The sequence below is a fragment of the Pseudomonas sp. MDV22-iso1 genome (assembly GCF_058145095.1).
The window spans coordinates 143,785-161,024 of record NZ_JBYVMF010000006.1; the positions used below are offsets into that span (position 1 = coordinate 143,785).

Below are 17,240 nucleotides of genomic sequence, written 5' to 3' on the forward strand. Positions count from 1 at the left end.
CGTGCGCGCCTGCGTGAAATATCCGCGTACAAGACGCTCCCGTGTGAGGGCGGGGCTGTTAGCGACAGGAACTACGCTGACTAAAGATCTTTCCCTGTGAGCAGATACAAAAGGTGTGACCTCAAAACAATAACGGAGTGGCCTTGAAATGAAGCTGACATTTCTATTTTCGAGTGGGCTGTTATTTATACCGCTAGCGGTGACTGCTGCGCCCAGAAGTGAATCGGGGCAGATCAGTTTTGTCGGTCAGATTGTCGAGGCCGGGTGCGCGGTAGGGCAGGCCGGTGCTGTGCAATTCACCGAGTCCAGACGTCTTCAGGTAACCCCGGGGGTGAGCGTAGAGGTGAACACCTACCGAAATGCTTGTGCTCGCGGCTCGATGCCTCTTACGGCGACGTTCGAGCGCTTGAGTTCAGACGGGATCGGCGTGGTGACAACGTCTGAAAAGGGCATCGTCACCATCACCTACCTGTAGGAAGCAGCGGGCAGGGTCGAGGGGCAATTCTTTCACGGCCGACCGAAGGTGCGCGTGCGTGTGTCGGCCGTGCAGGTATACTGCCGCCTTTCGCGGCTCGCTGACCGGGCCCGACTCTATTGCATCACCCCGGAGCTTTCATGACTTCCCCGACACAACCGCCGGTTGCCGCCGCTTTGAGCGACGACCAGGCAGACCTGCCAGACAGCGTCGACTCCAGCGCAGACAGCGAAACCAAAGCCGCCATTCCGGCGTTCAAGTTCCCGTTCAAACCGGGTGACCTGGCAGCGGCCAAGAGCGCCAGCCAGCCGTGGTACAAGAACGGCGCTAAGAACGGCCACACCAAGACGCCAGGTGCCGCGCCTCCGGGTACTCGTCGTTCGATGGGCAAGCGTTAGGTTTCAGATCTTTGGTATCCGCTGTACCGCTATCGTCGGAACGCCGCCCGGAGCAAGCTTTGCTCCCACATTTAAACCGCGCCAGGCGCGGTTCGGTGTAGGAGTGAGCCTGCTCGCGATGAGGCCACCTCAGGCACAGCACTTCTGGCTGAATCAAGCCGCCCGCAACGAGATGAACGCATAGTTCGGCGTCATCTCGCGTGCCACTTCCGCCCCCGCCGCCAGCACCTGCCCGGCGACGTCTTCACCTGACAGATGAAACTGCCACTCACTGCCCCATTCCGGTAGCGTTTGCCCGATCACCTCATCGAGGGTCGTGGCAAACGCCGTCATGTCCGGCAGATAGGCAGTGAATCCGTCACCTTTGAGCGCGGTGGTGCGAATCCCCAGCAACGCGCAAATCGCATCCTTGGTTTGAATCTCGTCACGATCCGCCTGACGGGAACGATGGATCAACCCTGCCAGTTCCTGATCCACCAATTCACCCCCCACAATCAGATCCGGTCCTTTTTCCCACGACTCCGGCGGACATTCCTTCACCGCGGTGTTCAGGGGGATGTGCGGATTGATTTCCATCGGGTAGATGCGGCACACCAAGGGGCGACGTTCATAGATGCGACAAAGGTTGTCTTCGTCAAGATTCCGGCAGCGACCGGCGTTGTACGCAGCAAAGGTGATGGCGACGTACGCGTCGGACTCGCCGCTGCGAACCACCGCCGAACGGCGTTCGGCGTGTTCGCGTTGCTGCAGGGGCAGCCCGAGGCCATTGCCCAGAAAACCTTCGACCAACACGATCACCTGGCCGCCGTCATTCGCCCACATGCGGGCTTCTTCCAGGGTCAGAGGGACATGGTGGTCGTTGCAGCATTTGCCGCAACCTACGCAGGAAAACGTCGTATTCATTGAGCAGTCAGTCGCATCCGGAAGCAGGAATCGGCGACAGAAAGCCACCGCGAAGACCTGCGTCGAAGCAAGTTATGCGCCACACATCCGTTTGATGGCGAGAACCGGTCAATGCCCGACCTGCAGCATTAACCGATCTGACCGGTCACTGCGCCTTGGTGGTCGGGCGAATCGAATCCCATTCGGTGACGTAGGCGGTTTTGGTTTTCTTGTTGTAGAGGCACAACTCGGTCCCTTGCTGGCCTTTCATGTGTTTTTGCGGGTACTGGCCTTGCAGCAGGAGGGCGGTGTAGTCGACCCGGTCATCGAACTGCGCGGACTTGCCGACGGGTTTGACGTTCTTCAGACCGCTGGCCTTGGTGCAGCTGGCGATCACGGCCTTGTCGTAGGCAGCCCAGGCGTCGGAACTGGAAGCGTTGGCGTGGGTGGCCAGGGCCGTGAGGCAGAGAAGGGACAGAGTGCTGGCTTTCATGGTTCAGGAGTCCTTGGGCTTTTGGTGGCCAGTATGCCTGATGGGGCGATAGCGGTATCAACCCGGAACCAGTTCCCGGCGAACGACACGCATCCCGACACTTTCATACAGATGCTGCGCCCGAACGTTGTCCTCTAGCACCTTCAAATCCACAAACCCTTCGCGCCGCTGTTGAAACACGTTGAACGCCTGCAGCAGTAAAGCACGTCCCAATCCCCGGCCCTGGGCTCGAGGGTGCACCACCAGGTTCTTGATGTAGGCGCTGGTCCAGCACTGGGCCACGCCCACGACGCCTTGAGCATCCAGCGCAATAAAGCACAGGCTCGGATCGTACTCGGGGTCGGTTTCAAAGCGCCGTTGCCAGAGATCCAGCGCCGGTACTCGCCCGCCGCCTTGCTGATAACCCATCTCCATCAGCTGATGAACGGCCTCGGCCAGTTCAGGACGGTAGTGGGTCAACACGATGTCCTGCGGCCAGATGAAGTCAGGCACAGCCTCGGTGAGGTTGCGCCGCATCAAGAAACAGAATTGCTCAGCCAACACTCAATGACCCTGTTCTGCGACAGCCTTGGCCGCTGTGATCAGGCACTTGGTCAGGTCGGGTGAGGAAAACTTCGTCAGCACGGCATTCGCGCCCGCCAGTCGCGCCTTTTCGCTGTTCATCGCGCTGTCCAGCGACGTGTGCAGCAGCACGTAGAGGTGCGAGAAGTCAGGTGTTTCGCGAAGGGTCCGGGTAAAGGCGTAGCCGTCCATCTCGGACATTTCGATGTCGGAGACGATCAGGTTGATCTGCTGATCAGTGCCTTGCAGGTCCAGCAGGCAGTCGATGGCTTCCTTGGCGCTGCGGGCGGTATGGCATTGCAGGCCGAGGTTGCGCAGGGTGTGTACCGATTGTTGCAGCGCTGTCTGGCTGTCATCGACAACCAGAATTCGCGCGGTGCCGAGTATTTCGGCGTCTTCCATGCTGAGTTCGGTCGGGGCTGATTCGATCTGGGCCGGGGCGATGCCGTGGATGACTTTCTCGATATCCAGCACCTGCACCAGCGTACCGTCGACCGACGTGACGCCGGTAATATACGAGCGCAGGCCGCCAGAGCCATAAGGCGGTGGGCGGATGTCAGTGGTCAGGCAGTGGACGATCTTGCTCACCGCCTGGACGTGCAGGCCCTGCTTGGAGCGACTGACGTCAGTGACGATCAGGCAACCACCGTTGGGGTCTTCAAGCGGACGTTCGCCGATGGCCCGACTCAGGTCGATCACCGACAGGGACATACCGCGCAAGGTGGCGATGCCTTTGACGTGTGGATGCGATTCCGGAAGCCTGGTCAGTGGCGGGCAGGGAATGATTTCACTGACTTTCAGCAGGTTGATTGCCATCAGCTTGCCGCTGCGCAAGGTAAACAGCAGAAGCGAAAGTGAGTCTGCGCGGGCTTTGTTGGAAGACATAAAAACCTTCTGTGGAAAAAGGTGGCAGGCGATCGCGGGATCGCCAACAGCTATCGATGCCGGGTTATCGACTCGTAAAGGGCAGGCTTTAGGTCAATTACCCGGTATCACCGACCGACGCGACCTATGTAGCAGCTGGCGAAGCCTGCGTTCGGCTGCGCAGCAGTCGTCTATATAGTCGACCCAGTGACTCAACGGGACCCGATACTCAGGTTTCACGACTGCTTCGCAGCCGAACGCAGGCTTCGCCAGCTGCTACATGAAACGTGGTGAATGGAGGGTGTGTTATTTCATGCCCAATCGCTTGGCCATCCGCCCGAGATTCGCCCGGTCCAAGCCTAGTTCACGCGCTGCGCTTGCCCAGTTGTTGTGGTGGCGCTCAAGGCAGGCGCCGATCAGTTGGCGTTGATACTGCTCGGTGGCTTCGCGCAAATCCCCCGACACCAGCGGCACCGGAGCGGCGGCGGAGGGTTGTGCGGTCACTTCAATGCTGCCGTTGGGCAGGTCCAGGTCCGCCGCACTCAAGCTGAGAATCTTCGGTCGTTCCTTGCAGTTGCCCAGCGCCTTCAAGGCACTGCGGCCAATCAAGTGTTCCAGCTCTCGCACGTTGCCAGGCCAGTCGTACGCCAGCAATGCAGCCTGGGCATCGCTGTTCAGGCGCAGGCTGTTCAAGCCCATGCGCGAGCGGTTCTGTTCGAGGAAGAAGCCGCTGAGCAACAGCACGTCGCGGCCTCGGTCGCGCAGGGCGGGCACCAGCAGCGGGTAGACACTCAGGCGGTGATAGAAATCGGCGCGGTAGCGACCGCTGCGTACCTCTTCCGCCAGGTCACGGTTGGTCGCCGCGATCAGGCGCACGTCCACCTGATGCTCCTTGTCCGACCCCAGGCGCTGCAGTTGGCCACTCTGCAGAACACGCAGCAGCTTTGCCTGCACCGTCAGGGACAACTCGCCGACTTCATCCAGAAACAGTGTGCCGCCATTGGCCAGTTCGAACTTACCGCGTCGATCATTCATCGCACCGGTGAACGCACCTCGGACATGGCCGAACAGTTCGCTTTCCACCAAGGTGTCCGGCAGTGCGGCGCAACTGAGGCTGATGATCGGTTTATCGGCGCGGGCAGACGCGGCGTGGATGGCTTGGGCGACCAGTTCCTTGCCCACCCCGGTTTCCCCGGTGATCAACACGGTCAGGTCGCTGCCGCCCACCAGGTTGATTTCTTCGACCAGGCGCTTGTGGGTCTTGCTCTGGCCGATCATTTCGCGGTTTTGCTGCCCGCTCGCCTGGCGATAAACCTCGGCGCGCTGATGCTCGTCTTCGACACGATTGGCCAGGCGCTCGATGCGTTCGGCAGCGTTGACCGTGGCGGCGGCGAGGCTGGCGAAGGCTTGCAGGGCGTCCAGTTCGATCGGTTCAAAGCGTTCCGGATCAAGGGCGTCAAGGGTCAGCAAGCCCCACGGGCGCTCGTCGATGAACAGGGGGCAGCCCATGCAATCGTGGACTTCAAGATGCTCATCCAGGCCCGCGACCAGACCGTCGTACGGATCGGGCAGTTCGCTATCGGCGGCGAACCGGGTCGGTCCGGGGCTGCTGAGCAGCGCCGCGAAACGTGGATGCTCACTCACCTTGAAACGTCGACCGAGGGTGTCGGTACTCAACCCGTCGACTGCCAGTGGCACCAGCCATTCGCCATCAAGGCGCAACAGCGCTGCTGCATCACAGGGCAGCAGGGCGCGCATGGCTTCGAGCAAGCGCCGATAGCGCTCACCTTCCGGAAGTTCGCGGGACAGGTCAGCGACGAGTGGAAGCAATGTCGTCAGCAGGGATTTTGCAGTCATAGTGACTCCGTGTAGTCGGTATGACTATATAGAAGCAAGTGTCTAAATGACTATAACTGTTTTAACATGTTGATTTATAACGATAATTAAACTGGCACGAATACTGATAAGCATAGGGTAATCAGTTGGTAATCCACGTCGCTCAGGAGTCACCCTATGCTTAGCGTTCAAGACCGCGCAATCGTCAAATCCACCGTGCCATTGTTGGAAAGCGGCGGCGAAGCGTTGATCACTCACTTCTACCGCATGATGCTCTCCGAATACCCTGAAGTGCGCCCGCTGTTCAACCAGGCCCACCAGGCCAGCGGTGATCAACCCCGCGCCCTGGCGAACGGTGTGTTGATGTACGCGCGGCACATCGATCAGCTTGACCAGTTGGGCGACCTGGTGGCCAAGATCATCAACAAGCACGTGGCCCTGCAGATCCTTCCGGAACACTACCCGATTGTGGGCACCTGCCTGCTGCGTGCGATTTCCGAAGTGCTTGGCGACGAGATTGCGACCCCCGAAGTGATGAGCGCCTGGGGTGCGGCTTATGGGCAATTGGCCGACATTCTGATCGGTGCCGAGACCGCTATCTACGACCAAAAGGAGCACGCAACCGGTGGCTGGCGCGGCGCGCGGGAATTCATCGTGGCGAGCAAAGTGGAAGAGAGCGCGGAGATCATTTCGTTCTACTTCGAGCCGGCTGACAAGGGCCCGATTCTGGCGGCAGAACCCGGCCAGTACATCGGCATGAAGCTGGTCCTCGACGGTGAAGAGATCCGTCGTAACTATTCACTGTCGGCGTTGGCCAACAATGGTCAGTACCGCATCAGCGTCAAGCGCGAACAGGGTGGTCGCGCTTCCAATCATTTACACGATCAGCTGCATGTCGGCGCAAAGATCCAGCTGTTCCCGCCATCGGGTGAATTCACGCTGAGCGCCAGCGACAAGCCGCTGGTGCTGATCAGTGGCGGCGTCGGCATCACTCCCACACTGGCGATGCTCGAAGCGGCGTTGGCGACCGAACGGCCGGTGCATTTCATCCACTGCGCGCGCAACGGTAGCGTCCACGCGTTTCGTGACTGGATCGACGGGCTGGCTGAACGTCATCCGCAGCTGCAGCGCTTCTACTGCTATGACGAAGATGATGGTGTGAGCCCGGCGGCGCACCGCGTCGGGTTGTTAAGTCAGGAGCAGTTGGGCGAATGGTTGCCGCAGGAGCGCGACGCGGACGCCTATTTCCTGGGGCCTAAAGGCTTCATGGCAGCGATCAAGCGCCACCTCAAAGCCTTGGGCGTACCCGAGAAGCAAAGCCGCTACGAGTTCTTCGGCCCGGCTTCGGCGCTGGAGTAACCTCCGCCCTCGCCAGTCCAGACGCAACACCCCTTGTAGCCGCTGGCGAAGCCTGCGTTCGAGGACGCAGTCCTCGCCAGTCCGGTCGCTGCGATGCAACAGGTCGATCACGGTTATCTTGCAGGCGAGGACTTCGTCCTCGAACGCAGGCTTCGCCAGCTGCTACACGGATCGCGGTGCAGCTTTTAGCCTTTGAGTTCCTTCAAATGCTTGTACACCGTTGCCCGGCCCATGTTCAGGACGTTGGCGACGTAGTTGGAGGCGCTTTTGCCCTTGAAGGCGCCTTCGGCGTGCAGCGCCAGCACCAGTTCGCGTTTATGGTCCCGGGTCAGCATGCTCAGGCTCAGCTGACGCTCGCGCAGCCAGGCATGCAGGAAGGTGTTGATCCGCTCCTGCCAGTCATCGCGAAACAGTGAATCCGGTTGTGGAATCAACTTGCTCGGCGACAGAAACAAATCCAGTGCCGCCTTGGCATTCTCGAACAAAGAAATATTCAGATTGATGCACAGCACCGCCAGCGGTTGGCCCTCGCTGTCACGCAAAACACTGCTCAGGCTGCGAATTTTCTGACCGTCCCAGTTGAGCTTTTCGTACGGCCCGATGTTTCGCTCGCTGATGTCTTCGCTGAGCATGTCTTCCAGGGATGAGTCATCACCGATTTCCCGCTTCGACAGGTTGTTGGCGATGTAGTCGACCTTTTGCGTGCGCAGATCGTGCAGCACCACCTCGGCGTGGGGAAAGAACAGGGTGGCGATTGCATCGCTGATGGCTCGGTAGTTGTCCAGGGCCGGGTCTTTTTCGGGTGCGTTCATCAAGTAGAGCTCCAGGCCACGTCAGCGCCCGTCAAAAGGGGCGCCGGGAGTTTGCCGCAAACAGTCTGAAACGTCACTTCAGTGCCGCATCAACCGAGGCGTGCCGGGGAAAGCATCTCGGCGTTCAAGCCAAAACGCGTGAGGGATGCGGGCAGCGCTTCACCGCGCACCAAAGCGGCGCTGGCCTGGCCCATGGCGGGCGATGTCTGGATGCCGTAACCGCCTTGTGCAGCCACCCAGAACAGGCCTGGGACCAGGGGATCGAAGCCCGACAATAAATCACCGTCGCTGACAAAACTGCGCAAACCGGCCCAGGTGCGGGTCGGGCGGCGGATGGTCAGGGTGGTCGCTTCTTCGATCTGGTAGATGCCCATGGCGATGTCCAGTTCTTCGGGCTGCACGTCGTGGGGGTCCACAGGATCGGCGTTCGCCGGAGAGCCAAGGAACATACCGGCGTCGGGTTTCATGTAGAAGGATTCGTCTAGGCTGACCAGCATGGGCCAATGATGGATATCCACACCTTCAGGGCCGGCGAAAATAAAGGCCGCGCGGCGCTTCGGTTGCAGTCCCAGCGTTCTGGCGCCAGCGAGCTCACCGATCCTGTCGGCCCAGGCGCCGGCGGCGTTGATGATGATCGGGGCGCTGAAGGTTTGATTGCGGGTTTGCACCTGCCATACACCGTCGGCATCGCGGGTCAGGCTCAGGACTTCGGTATCGGTATGGACTTCGCCTTTATTGCGACGGATACCGCGCAGATACCCCTGATGCAGGGCATCGGTATCGATGTCGCTGGCGGTAGGGTCATAAATGGCCCCATGGACTTTTTCCCGACGCAGGATCGGCAGGCGCACGCAGGCCTCTTCTGCACTGAGCAGCTGCATTTGCGGCACCGTCGCTTTCGCGCTCAGGTACTGGTTTTGCAGCTCGGCAGGGTCACCGGTGAAGTCCACGGTCATCTCGCCGCGCGGCGTCAGCAGCGGGTGTTCACAGAAACCGGCGGGCGGCGCGTCGAAGAAATCGCGACTGGCCTGGGTCAGCGCCCGCACCTGGGGCGTGCCGTAAGCGGCGGTGTACAGCGCGGCGGAACGTCCGGTCGAGTGATAGGCCGGATGGGATTCGCGTTCGAGCACGATGACCCGGGCATGCTGCGACAGCCAGAAACCGGTGGAAGCGCCGGCAATCCCGCCGCCGATGATGATGAAGTCTGCCTGGCTCATGAACGTCTCCTGATGGGCACCGAAGTTGTTTAGATCCTTTTGTAGGAGCTGACGAGTGAAACGAGGCTGCGATCTTTTGACTTTGCTTTCAAAAGGCAAGATCAAAAGATCGCAGCCTCGTTTCACTCGTCAGCTCCTACAGGATTAGTGTCTTAAGGGAGTAGGTGGTAGATGGCATTGGCCAGTGCAATGTCTTCCAGTCCCAGGCCGATCGAGCGGAAAAACACGTGACGGTCGTAGTCCGGGCGCTGCACTTTTTCGCTGAGCAGATCGGGCAGGTCGCCCACGATGCTGTTGCTGTCCCAACCATGTTGCTCACCGGCGATCAGCATTTCACCGGCCGAGCCAGGGGTGCTCAGACGATAGTCACAGAACACCTGCATGTCATTGAGGCTTTGCGGCGGTACTTCGTGGGCACGGGGGGCGTTAGTGCTGATCGATGTGATCAGCGCCGGTTTGCTCAGCGTGGCCGGATCGATCACCGGGCCGGCGGACGAGGTGCAGAGCATGATCACATCGGCGTCGTGGACGGCGGCCTCGCGACTCTCGACAAGGGACAGGCGCGGATCGAGGCTTTTGAGCTGCGCCAATGCCTGTGGATCAAGCGTGCTCAAGCCTGGCGAATAGAGGGTGATGCTCTGCCAATCGCGCAGTCCCTTGACGTAATGCAGGTGCGCCTGGGCCACTTTGCCGCTGCCGATAATCGCCAGGCGTCGCGCGTTCAACGGCGCGAGCGCGTCGATGGCGACGGCGGTGGTCGCGGCGGTGCGCGCTGTCGTCAATTCTCCTGCATCGCACAGCAGCAAGGGCTGGCCAGTCTGCATCGACATCAGCAACGTCCACGCTGTGACCAACGGGCCTTGTTCGCGCACGATATAGGGCGAGGTCTTGACCCCATAGACACCGTCTTCGGCCAGTACACCCAGATAGTTGATGAAGTCGCCCGCCCCTTGAGGGAACTCGACCAGTTGCTGTGCCGGTTGCACGGCCTTTCCAGCAGCCAGGTCGCGAAACAGTTTGCGCAGGATCTGCGGCACATCGACCTGTGCCAGCAGGTCTCGAGCCTGGGGTTGGGTGATCACGATAGGCGAACTGGACATGGTCGGCTCCGGGGGGGCTTAAACTAAACTTATTTGTCCATTATGGACTTTTAGTTGTCTCTAGCAAGCCTCTGATAAATTCCCGGGCGAAAAAAAAGCGCAGTCCGTTTCCGGCTGCGCCTTTTTTACTCGACCCGTGTTACGGGCGCTTGCGCTCAACGGCCCGCAGCAGATGCGTCGGCGGCGTTTCACAGCTGATCTTGCGCCCCAGCAGCGTCTCGATGGACGGTAGCTGGTAGGAGTCGTCTTCACCGGCAAAACTGATGGACACGCCTTCAGCGCCGGCACGACCGGTCCGACCGATACGGTGCACGTAATCGTCCGGGACTTCCGGCAACGTGAAGTTGATCACGTGGCTGATGCCGTCGATGTGGATGCCACGGCCGGCAACGTCGGTGGCGACCAGCACGCGGATCTTGCCTTCGCGGAAACCTTCCAGGGTCTTGATGCGCTTGTGCTGCGGCACATCGCCGGACAACTGCGCAGCGTTGACGCCGTCACGTACCAGGCGCTCTTCGATGCGCCGAACTTCATCCTTGCGGTTGGCGAAGACCATCACTCGCTCCCAGCCATTGTCGTTGACCAGGTTGTAGAGCAGTTTGTATTTGTCGGCGCCGGCCACTGCATAGATGTGCTGCTCGACGTTTTCGCTGGCCACGTTCTGCGACTCGATCTCGACGATCGACGGCTCGGTGGTCCATTGCTTGGCCAGGTTCATTACGTCTTCGGTGAAGGTCGCGGAGAACAGCAGCGTCTGGCGCTCGTTCTTCGGCGGAGTCTGGCGAATGATCTGACGCACTTGCGGGATGAAACCCATGTCGAGCATCCGGTCGGCTTCGTCCAGCACCATCACTTCGACCATGTCCAGGTGCACGTCGCCGCGCTGGTTGAAGTCGAGCAAGCGACCCGGCGTCGCCACGAGGATGTCGCAGTGACGGGCTTCGAGGTGCTTGAGTTGCTTGTCGAAGTCCATGCCGCCCACAAACGTCATGACGTTGAGACCGGTGTACTTGGTCAGGTCGGCCGCGTCCTTGGCGATCTGCACCACCAGTTCCCGGGTCGGTGCAATGATTAGTGCCCGCGGTTCACCCATGTAACGCTCTTTCGGCGGCGGGGTTTGCAGCAGTTGGGTAATGATCGAGATCAGGAACGCGGCGGTTTTGCCGGTGCCGGTCTGGGCACGACCGATGGCGTCTTTGCCCGCGAGCGTAAAGCCCAGCACCTGTGCCTGGATCGGCGTGCAGTACGGGAAGCCCAGGTCCTGGATGGCATGCATCAGTTCAGGGGCGAGTTTGAAATCATGGAAACGGGTTTTGCCTTCCTGGGGTTCGACAACGAAGTCTTCGAGTTTCCAGGGAATGACCGGCGCTTTCGGCTTCGGTTCGCGACGGGGTTTGACAGGTTTCGGCGCTTCGCTGCGCGGCTGTTCAGAGGCAATGGCCTCGACAGGAGGAGTGGCCGGTGTGGTCATCGGCTCGTGTGTCGGTACCGCTGCGGTTGCGGTCCGGCCAGACTGATTACCGTCGGTGCGGTGGCTGGGGTTGTGAGACGGAGCGCTGGAGACTGGCGCGAGCTGCTCAGTCTCGCTTTTACCGAACATTTTCTTGAGTGCTTTGAGCACGGTCATCTCATCAATTGATTAAGGAATGTACGCCGGCCAGTGTAATGCAAGAATCGGGCGCGGCGTAGTGTGATGATTAAAGGTGCTGTTTTTCACAGGGTGTTTAACGCAAACGCTCGGCGATCCAGACACCGATATCGCGAATCTCCTCAGGTAACACTTCGTGACCCATTGGGTATTCCTGCCATGTCACGGTGACACCACGGGTCTTCAAATGCTCGTAGGCGCTGCGACCCATCGAATTTTGCACCACGTCATCGTACTGCCCGTGCAAGGACAACACCGGTGTGCGCTGCTGACTGGCCGAAAGCTCCAGTTCATCACTGAAGGTCGGCGCATAAGTGGAGAGGGCGAGTACGCCACCCAGCGGACCCTGCCATTTCAAAAAGGCGGTGTGTAATACGACAGCGCCACCCTGTGAAAAACCGGCCAGAAAAATCCGCGAGGCGTCTATTCCAACGGCGCGCTGCACTTCGATCAAATTGATTACCCGTTGCGCCGACTCTTCCAGCTGCTCGCGGTTGATCGCGCGCGCCGGGCTCATGGCCAATATGTCGTACCAGCTCGGCATCTCGTAGCCACCATTAATGGTCACGGCGCAGGTCGGTGCCTGAGGCAAAACGAAGCGAGTGGTCATCAGGGTTTCCTGCAGGGCTTCGGCCACCGGCAGGAAGTCGTAGCGGTCGGCGCCCAGGCCGTGCAGCCAGATAACGCAGGCATCTACTGGCTTTACAGGTTCAAGAATCAAGGGCTCGGTCATGGTCGCTCCAAATGTGTGCGTGCGCGCTCATTGAGTGCGAGATCTGAGTGCGCGTCTGGTGGATCAGTTAAGAAGATGTCGCAAGGCTACAAGTTTTGATCTTGACCTGTCGCTGAATCGCTTTCACGAACGGTCTGGTACGGGCTTTGCTATGGAAAAGCGAGTACGAAAAATCCCACGCCTGTCGGTAACACTATCAGGCCATTGTTCCTGGTGGGATAGCAAAAAAAATCCGGTGATGGATGTTCGCCAATGGCCGCTACGGGCTTAGCGAATGTGAAAGGGCTACAGCCCGTTCGGCCGATTGGTGAGAAGTGAGTGATCCATGATGTGGATTTTCTCCTACTAGACTCATAGCTAAGGTCTTACGTCGCTTGACCCTAAAAAAAGCCAACACGGGTCAACAACGCCTCATAAGGGTGCGACTGGACTCACGCTCCGACACAACAAGAGCAAAACTGGAGGTTTGAATGAAGATGTTGAAATCCACCCTGGCTATCGTGACTGCAGCCGCAGTACTCGGTGTCAGCGGGTTCGCTCAGGCGGGTGCAACCCTGGATGGCGTACAGAAGAAAGGTTTCGTACAGTGCGGTGTGAGTGACGGCCTGCCGGGTTTCTCGGTGCCGGACTCCACTGGCAAGATCGTGGGTATCGATGCTGACTACTGCCGTGCTGTAGCGGCTGCCGTCTTCGGCGACGCAACCAAGGTCAAGTTCAGTCAGTTGAACGCCAAGGAGCGCTTCACCGCGCTGCAATCCGGCGAAATTGACATCCTGTCGCGCAACACCACCATGACCAGCTCCCGCGACTCGGGCATGGGCCTGAAATTCCCGGGCTTCATCACTTATTACGACGGCATCGGCTTCCTGGTTAACAACAAACTGGGCGTGAAAAGTGCCAAAGAGCTGGATGGCGCGACCATCTGCATCCAGGCCGGTACCACCACCGAGCTGAACGTTTCCGACTACTTCCGTGGCAACGGTCTGAAATACACCCCGATCACGTTCGACACCTCTGATGAAAGCGCCAAGTCGCTGGAATCGGGTCGTTGCGACGTGCTGACTTCCGACAAGTCCCAACTGTTCGCCCAGCGCAGCAAGCTGGCTGCGCCGAAGGACTACGTGGTTCTGCCGGAAACCATTTCCAAAGAACCTCTGGGTCCGGTCGTGCGTAACGGCGACGACGAGTGGCTGGCCATCGTGCGCTGGGTTGGCTACGCCATGCTCAACGCTGAAGAAGCCGGCATCACGTCGAAGAACGTTGAAGCTGAAGCCAAAGGCACCAAGAACCCGGACGTCGCTCGTCTGCTGGGCACCGACGGTGAATACGGCAAAGACCTGAAAGTGAAGAAAGACTGGGTCGTACAGATCGTCAAGCAAGTCGGTAACTACGGCGAAGTGTTCGAGAAAAACCTCGGCAAAAGCACGCCTCTGGAAATCGACCGCGGCTTGAACGCCCTGTGGAACAACGGCGGCATTCAATACGCACCACCAGTGCGCTGATGGTTCTATCACCCGGTGGGCCAACCACCGGGTGATGTTCTGTTCCATTACATCCGGGGCACTTCATGCAAAATTCAATCGGCGCACCAAAGCAGAGGCTCAGCCTCAGCGATCCCAAAGTGCGTGCGTGGCTGTTTCAGATCATCACCATTGTGGCGGTGGTCTCGATGGGCTGGTATCTGTTCGATAACACCCAGACCAACCTGCAACACCGGGGCATTACCTCCGGCTTCAGCTTTCTGGAGCGCAGTGCCGGTTTCGGCATCGCTCAACACCTGATCGACTACACCGAATCGGACAGCTATGCCCGGGTGTTTGTCATCGGCTTGCTCAACACACTGCTGGTGACATTCATCGGCGTGATCCTGGCGACGATCCTCGGGTTCATCGTCGGCGTGTCACGGCTGTCGAAGAACTGGATCATTGCCAAGCTGGCGACTGTTTATGTGGAAGTCTTCCGCAACATTCCGCCGCTGCTGCAAATCCTGTTCTGGTACTTCGCGGTATTCCTGACCATGCCGGGACCGCGCAACAGCCACAACTTCGGCGATACCTTCTTCGTCAGCAGCCGCGGCCTGAACATGCCGGCCGCACTGGCGGCGGACGGCTTCTGGCCGTTCGTGGTCAGTGTCGTCGTTGCCATCGTCGCCATCGTGCTGATGTGCCGCTGGGCCAACAAGCGCTTTGAGGCCACTGGCGTACCGTTCCACAAGTTCTGGACCGGGCTGGCACTGTTCCTGGTGATCCCTGCGTTGTGCGTCTTGATCTTCGGCGCACCTGTGCACTGGGAAATGCCCAAGCTGCAAGGCTTCAACTTCGTCGGTGGCTGGGTGCTGATCCCGGAATTGCTGGCGCTGACCCTGGCCCTGACCGTTTACACCGCGGCGTTCATCGCCGAGATCGTGCGTTCGGGCATCAAGTCGGTCAGCCATGGCCAGACCGAGGCGGCGCATTCCCTGGGCCTGCGCAACGGTCCGACCCTGCGCAAGGTCATCATCCCGCAAGCCCTGCGCGTGATCATTCCACCGCTGACCAGCCAATACCTGAACCTGGCGAAGAACTCTTCGCTGGCGGCCGGTATCGGTTATCCGGAAATGGTTTCGTTGTTTGCCGGCACGGTGCTGAACCAGACCGGTCAAGCCATCGAGGTGATTGCGATCACCATGAGCGTGTACCTGGCGATCAGTATCAGCATTTCCCTGCTGATGAACTGGTACAACAAGCGCATTGCGCTGATCGAGCGGTAAGGAAAAGCGCATGAGTACTCATACTTTCAAACCTGACATGCCGCCACCGAGCAAAGTCTTCGGGCCGATGGCGTGGATGCGCGCGAACATGTTTTCCAGCTGGCTCAACACCCTGCTGACCCTGTTCGCGTTCTATCTGATCTATCTGGTGGTGCCGCCGATCCTGCAGTGGGCCATCCTGGACGCCAACTGGGTCGGCACGACACGCGCCGACTGCACGAAGGAGGGCGCCTGCTGGGTGTTCATCCAGCAGCGTTTTGGCCAGTTCATGTACGGCTACTACCCGCCGGAACTGCGCTGGCGCGTGGACCTGACCGTGTGGCTGGCGGTCATCGGCGTCGCGCCGTTGTTCATCTCGCGCTTCCCGCGTAAAGCGGTGTACGGGCTGAGCTTCCTGGTGCTCTACCCGATCATTTCCTGGTGCTTGCTGCATGGCGGCGTGTTCGGCCTGCCCCAAGTGGCGACCAGCCAGTGGGGCGGTCTGATGCTGACCCTGGTGATCGCGACGGTGGGTATTGCCGGTGCGTTGCCGCTGGGTATCGTCCTGGCGCTGGGTCGTCGTTCGAACATGCCGGCGATTCGTGTGGTCTGTGTGACCTTCATCGAATTCTGGCGCGGCGTGCCCTTGATCACCGTGCTGTTCATGTCCTCGGTGATGCTGCCGTTGTTCCTGCCCGAAGGCATGAACTTCGACAAACTCCTGCGAGCGCTGATCGGCGTGATCCTGTTCCAGTCGGCCTATGTGGCTGAAGTGGTGCGAGGTGGTCTGCAAGCGATTCCAAAGGGTCAGTACGAAGCGGCTGCGGCGATGGGCCTCGGGTACTGGCGCAGCATGGGCCTGGTGATTCTGCCGCAAGCCCTGAAGATGGTGATCCCAGGCATCGTCAACACCTTCATTGCGCTGTTCAAGGACACGAGCCTGGTGATCATCATCGGCCTGTTCGACTTGCTCAACAGCGTCAAGCAAGCCGCCGCCGACCCGAAATGGTTGGGCATGGCCACTGAAGGCTATGTGTTTGCAGCCCTGGTGTTCTGGATTTTCTGTTTTGGTATGTCGCGCTACTCCATGCATTTGGAACGTAAGCTCGACACTGGCCACAAGCGTTAGGAGTTCTTTTATGAGCGAAGCGATCAAACAGCCTGTGAGCCCTGAAGGCATTATTCAGATGCAGGGCGTGAACAAGTGGTACGGCCAGTTCCACGTGTTGAAAGACATCAACCTCAACGTGAAACAGGGCGAGCGTATCGTCCTGTGCGGCCCGTCGGGTTCCGGCAAGTCCACGACCATTCGTTGCCTCAATCGTCTGGAAGAACACCAGCAAGGCCGCATCGTGGTCGATGGCGTGGAGCTGACCAACGACCTCAAGCAGATCGAAACGGTACGCCGTGAAGTCGGCATGGTGTTCCAGCATTTCAACCTGTTCCCGCACCTGACCATCCTGCAGAACTGCACCCTGGCGCCGATGTGGGTGCGCAAGATGCCCAAGCGCAAGGCCGAGGAAATTGCCATGCATTACCTGGAGCGCGTACGCATTCCGGAGCAGGCGCATAAATTCCCGGGGCAGCTGTCCGGCGGCCAGCAACAGCGTGTGACGATCGCCCGTGCGCTGTGCATGAAGCCGAAAATCATGCTGTTCGACGAACCGACTTCGGCCCTCGACCCCGAGATGGTGAAAGAGGTATTGGACACGATGATCGGCCTCGCCGAAGACGGCATGACCATGCTCTGCGTTACCCACGAAATGGGTTTCGCGCGCACCGTGGCCAACCGCGTGATCTTCATGGACAAGGGTGAAATCGTTGAACAGGCTGCGCCGAATGACTTCTTCGATAATCCGCAGAATGAGCGCACCAAACTGTTCCTGAGCCAGATTCTGCATTGATCTGATTCAAGCACTAAAAATAAACCCGGACGTGTTCCGGGTTTTTTTTGTCTCGGATTTTTCACCGTACTGTTCGCGATCACCTGCCGTACACAATTCCATGTAGGAGCTGCGGCACGCTGCGATCTTTTGATCTTAATGGTCTAGAAGCCAGAATCAAAAGATCGCAGCGTGCCGCAGCTCCTACAAAGGTGTGTTGTTGCCCTTCAGGACAAAGCTGACTACCATGT

The 17,240-nt window shown here is 59.3% G+C and carries 17 protein-coding genes; 7 read left to right on the forward strand and 10 right to left on the reverse strand.

Annotated features, from left to right (window positions below):
* Positions 1-148: 148 nt before the first annotated feature.
* Complete coding sequence (locus AC3ZVB_RS09970; RefSeq protein WP_490146407.1) at positions 149-475, forward strand: type 1 fimbrial protein; 327 nt, start codon at positions 149-151, stop codon at positions 473-475.
* A gap of 140 nt (positions 476-615) precedes the next feature.
* Entirely contained in the window at positions 616-873 is a 258-nt protein-coding gene (locus AC3ZVB_RS09975) for a hypothetical protein (RefSeq protein ID WP_162437246.1), read from the forward strand.
* A gap of 153 nt (positions 874-1,026) precedes the next feature.
* Here the strand turns inward: AC3ZVB_RS09975 and AC3ZVB_RS09980 are convergent, their stop codons facing one another.
* From AC3ZVB_RS09980 to norR, 5 genes are all read right to left on the reverse strand, one after another.
* Complete coding sequence (locus tag AC3ZVB_RS09980; RefSeq protein ID WP_162437247.1) at positions 1,027-1,776, reverse strand: YkgJ family cysteine cluster protein; 750 nt, start codon at positions 1,774-1,776, stop codon at positions 1,027-1,029.
* 145 nt (positions 1,777-1,921) lie between these two features.
* Positions 1,922-2,248 (reverse strand): hypothetical protein, encoded by a 327-nt coding sequence (locus AC3ZVB_RS09985; RefSeq protein WP_490146408.1) that lies wholly within the window; start codon positions 2,246-2,248, stop codon positions 1,922-1,924.
* A gap of 57 nt (positions 2,249-2,305) precedes the next feature.
* On the reverse strand, positions 2,306-2,764 hold the full coding sequence (locus tag AC3ZVB_RS09990) for a GNAT family N-acetyltransferase (RefSeq protein WP_490146447.1): 459 nt from the start codon (positions 2,762-2,764) through the stop codon (positions 2,306-2,308).
* 27 nt (positions 2,765-2,791) lie between these two features.
* Positions 2,792-3,694, reverse strand: coding sequence for a chemotaxis protein CheV (locus AC3ZVB_RS09995; protein WP_162437249.1), 903 nt, complete (start codon positions 3,692-3,694; stop codon positions 2,792-2,794).
* Between the two features lie 285 nt (positions 3,695-3,979).
* Entirely contained in the window at positions 3,980-5,530 is a 1,551-nt protein-coding gene (gene norR / locus AC3ZVB_RS10000; protein WP_490146409.1) for a nitric oxide reductase transcriptional regulator NorR, read from the reverse strand.
* 156 nt (positions 5,531-5,686) lie between these two features.
* Between norR and hmpA the strand changes: the two genes are divergently transcribed.
* Positions 5,687-6,868: an NO-inducible flavohemoprotein gene (gene hmpA / locus AC3ZVB_RS10005; protein WP_490146410.1), complete on the forward strand. Its 1,182-nt coding sequence runs from the start codon at positions 5,687-5,689 to the stop codon at positions 6,866-6,868.
* Between the two features lie 185 nt (positions 6,869-7,053).
* Here hmpA and AC3ZVB_RS10010 read toward each other — a convergent pair whose 3' ends face one another.
* From AC3ZVB_RS10010 to AC3ZVB_RS10030, 5 genes are all read right to left on the reverse strand, one after another.
* Positions 7,054-7,680: a helix-turn-helix transcriptional regulator gene (locus tag AC3ZVB_RS10010; RefSeq protein ID WP_162437252.1), complete on the reverse strand. Its 627-nt coding sequence runs from the start codon at positions 7,678-7,680 to the stop codon at positions 7,054-7,056.
* An 89-nt stretch (positions 7,681-7,769) separates the two neighbouring features.
* Entirely contained in the window at positions 7,770-8,897 is a 1,128-nt protein-coding gene (locus AC3ZVB_RS10015; RefSeq protein ID WP_490146411.1) for an NAD(P)/FAD-dependent oxidoreductase, read from the reverse strand.
* Between the two features lie 152 nt (positions 8,898-9,049).
* Positions 9,050-9,997 carry an ornithine cyclodeaminase family protein gene (locus tag AC3ZVB_RS10020; protein WP_490146412.1) on the reverse strand — a complete coding sequence of 316 codons (948 nt, stop codon included), beginning with the start codon at positions 9,995-9,997 and terminating at the stop codon, positions 9,050-9,052.
* A gap of 139 nt (positions 9,998-10,136) precedes the next feature.
* Positions 10,137-11,624, reverse strand: coding sequence for an ATP-dependent RNA helicase RhlB (gene rhlB / locus AC3ZVB_RS10025; protein ID WP_162437255.1), 1,488 nt, complete (start codon positions 11,622-11,624; stop codon positions 10,137-10,139).
* Positions 11,625-11,721: 97 nt separating this feature from the next.
* Positions 11,722-12,378 carry an alpha/beta hydrolase gene (locus tag AC3ZVB_RS10030; RefSeq protein ID WP_490146413.1) on the reverse strand — a complete coding sequence of 219 codons (657 nt, stop codon included), beginning with the start codon at positions 12,376-12,378 and terminating at the stop codon, positions 11,722-11,724.
* A 470-nt stretch (positions 12,379-12,848) separates the two neighbouring features.
* On the opposite strand from AC3ZVB_RS10030, the gene AC3ZVB_RS10035 reads away from it, so the two are divergent.
* The 4 genes from AC3ZVB_RS10035 (at position 12,849) to AC3ZVB_RS10050 (ending at position 17,010) form a co-directional block, all read left to right on the forward strand.
* Positions 12,849-13,880 carry an amino acid ABC transporter substrate-binding protein gene (locus AC3ZVB_RS10035; RefSeq protein ID WP_162437257.1) on the forward strand — a complete coding sequence of 344 codons (1,032 nt, stop codon included), beginning with the start codon at positions 12,849-12,851 and terminating at the stop codon, positions 13,878-13,880.
* A 65-nt stretch (positions 13,881-13,945) separates the two neighbouring features.
* Entirely contained in the window at positions 13,946-15,127 is a 1,182-nt protein-coding gene (locus AC3ZVB_RS10040) for an amino acid ABC transporter permease (RefSeq protein ID WP_194692688.1), read from the forward strand.
* A 10-nt stretch (positions 15,128-15,137) separates the two neighbouring features.
* The gene (locus AC3ZVB_RS10045; RefSeq protein ID WP_162437259.1) at positions 15,138-16,235 is read left to right on the forward strand and encodes an amino acid ABC transporter permease; all 1,098 of its coding nucleotides are present in this window, start codon (positions 15,138-15,140) and stop codon (positions 16,233-16,235) included.
* A gap of 10 nt (positions 16,236-16,245) precedes the next feature.
* The gene (locus AC3ZVB_RS10050; RefSeq protein WP_490146414.1) at positions 16,246-17,010 is read left to right on the forward strand and encodes an amino acid ABC transporter ATP-binding protein; all 765 of its coding nucleotides are present in this window, start codon (positions 16,246-16,248) and stop codon (positions 17,008-17,010) included.
* The last annotated feature ends 230 nt before the right edge of the window (positions 17,011-17,240 follow it).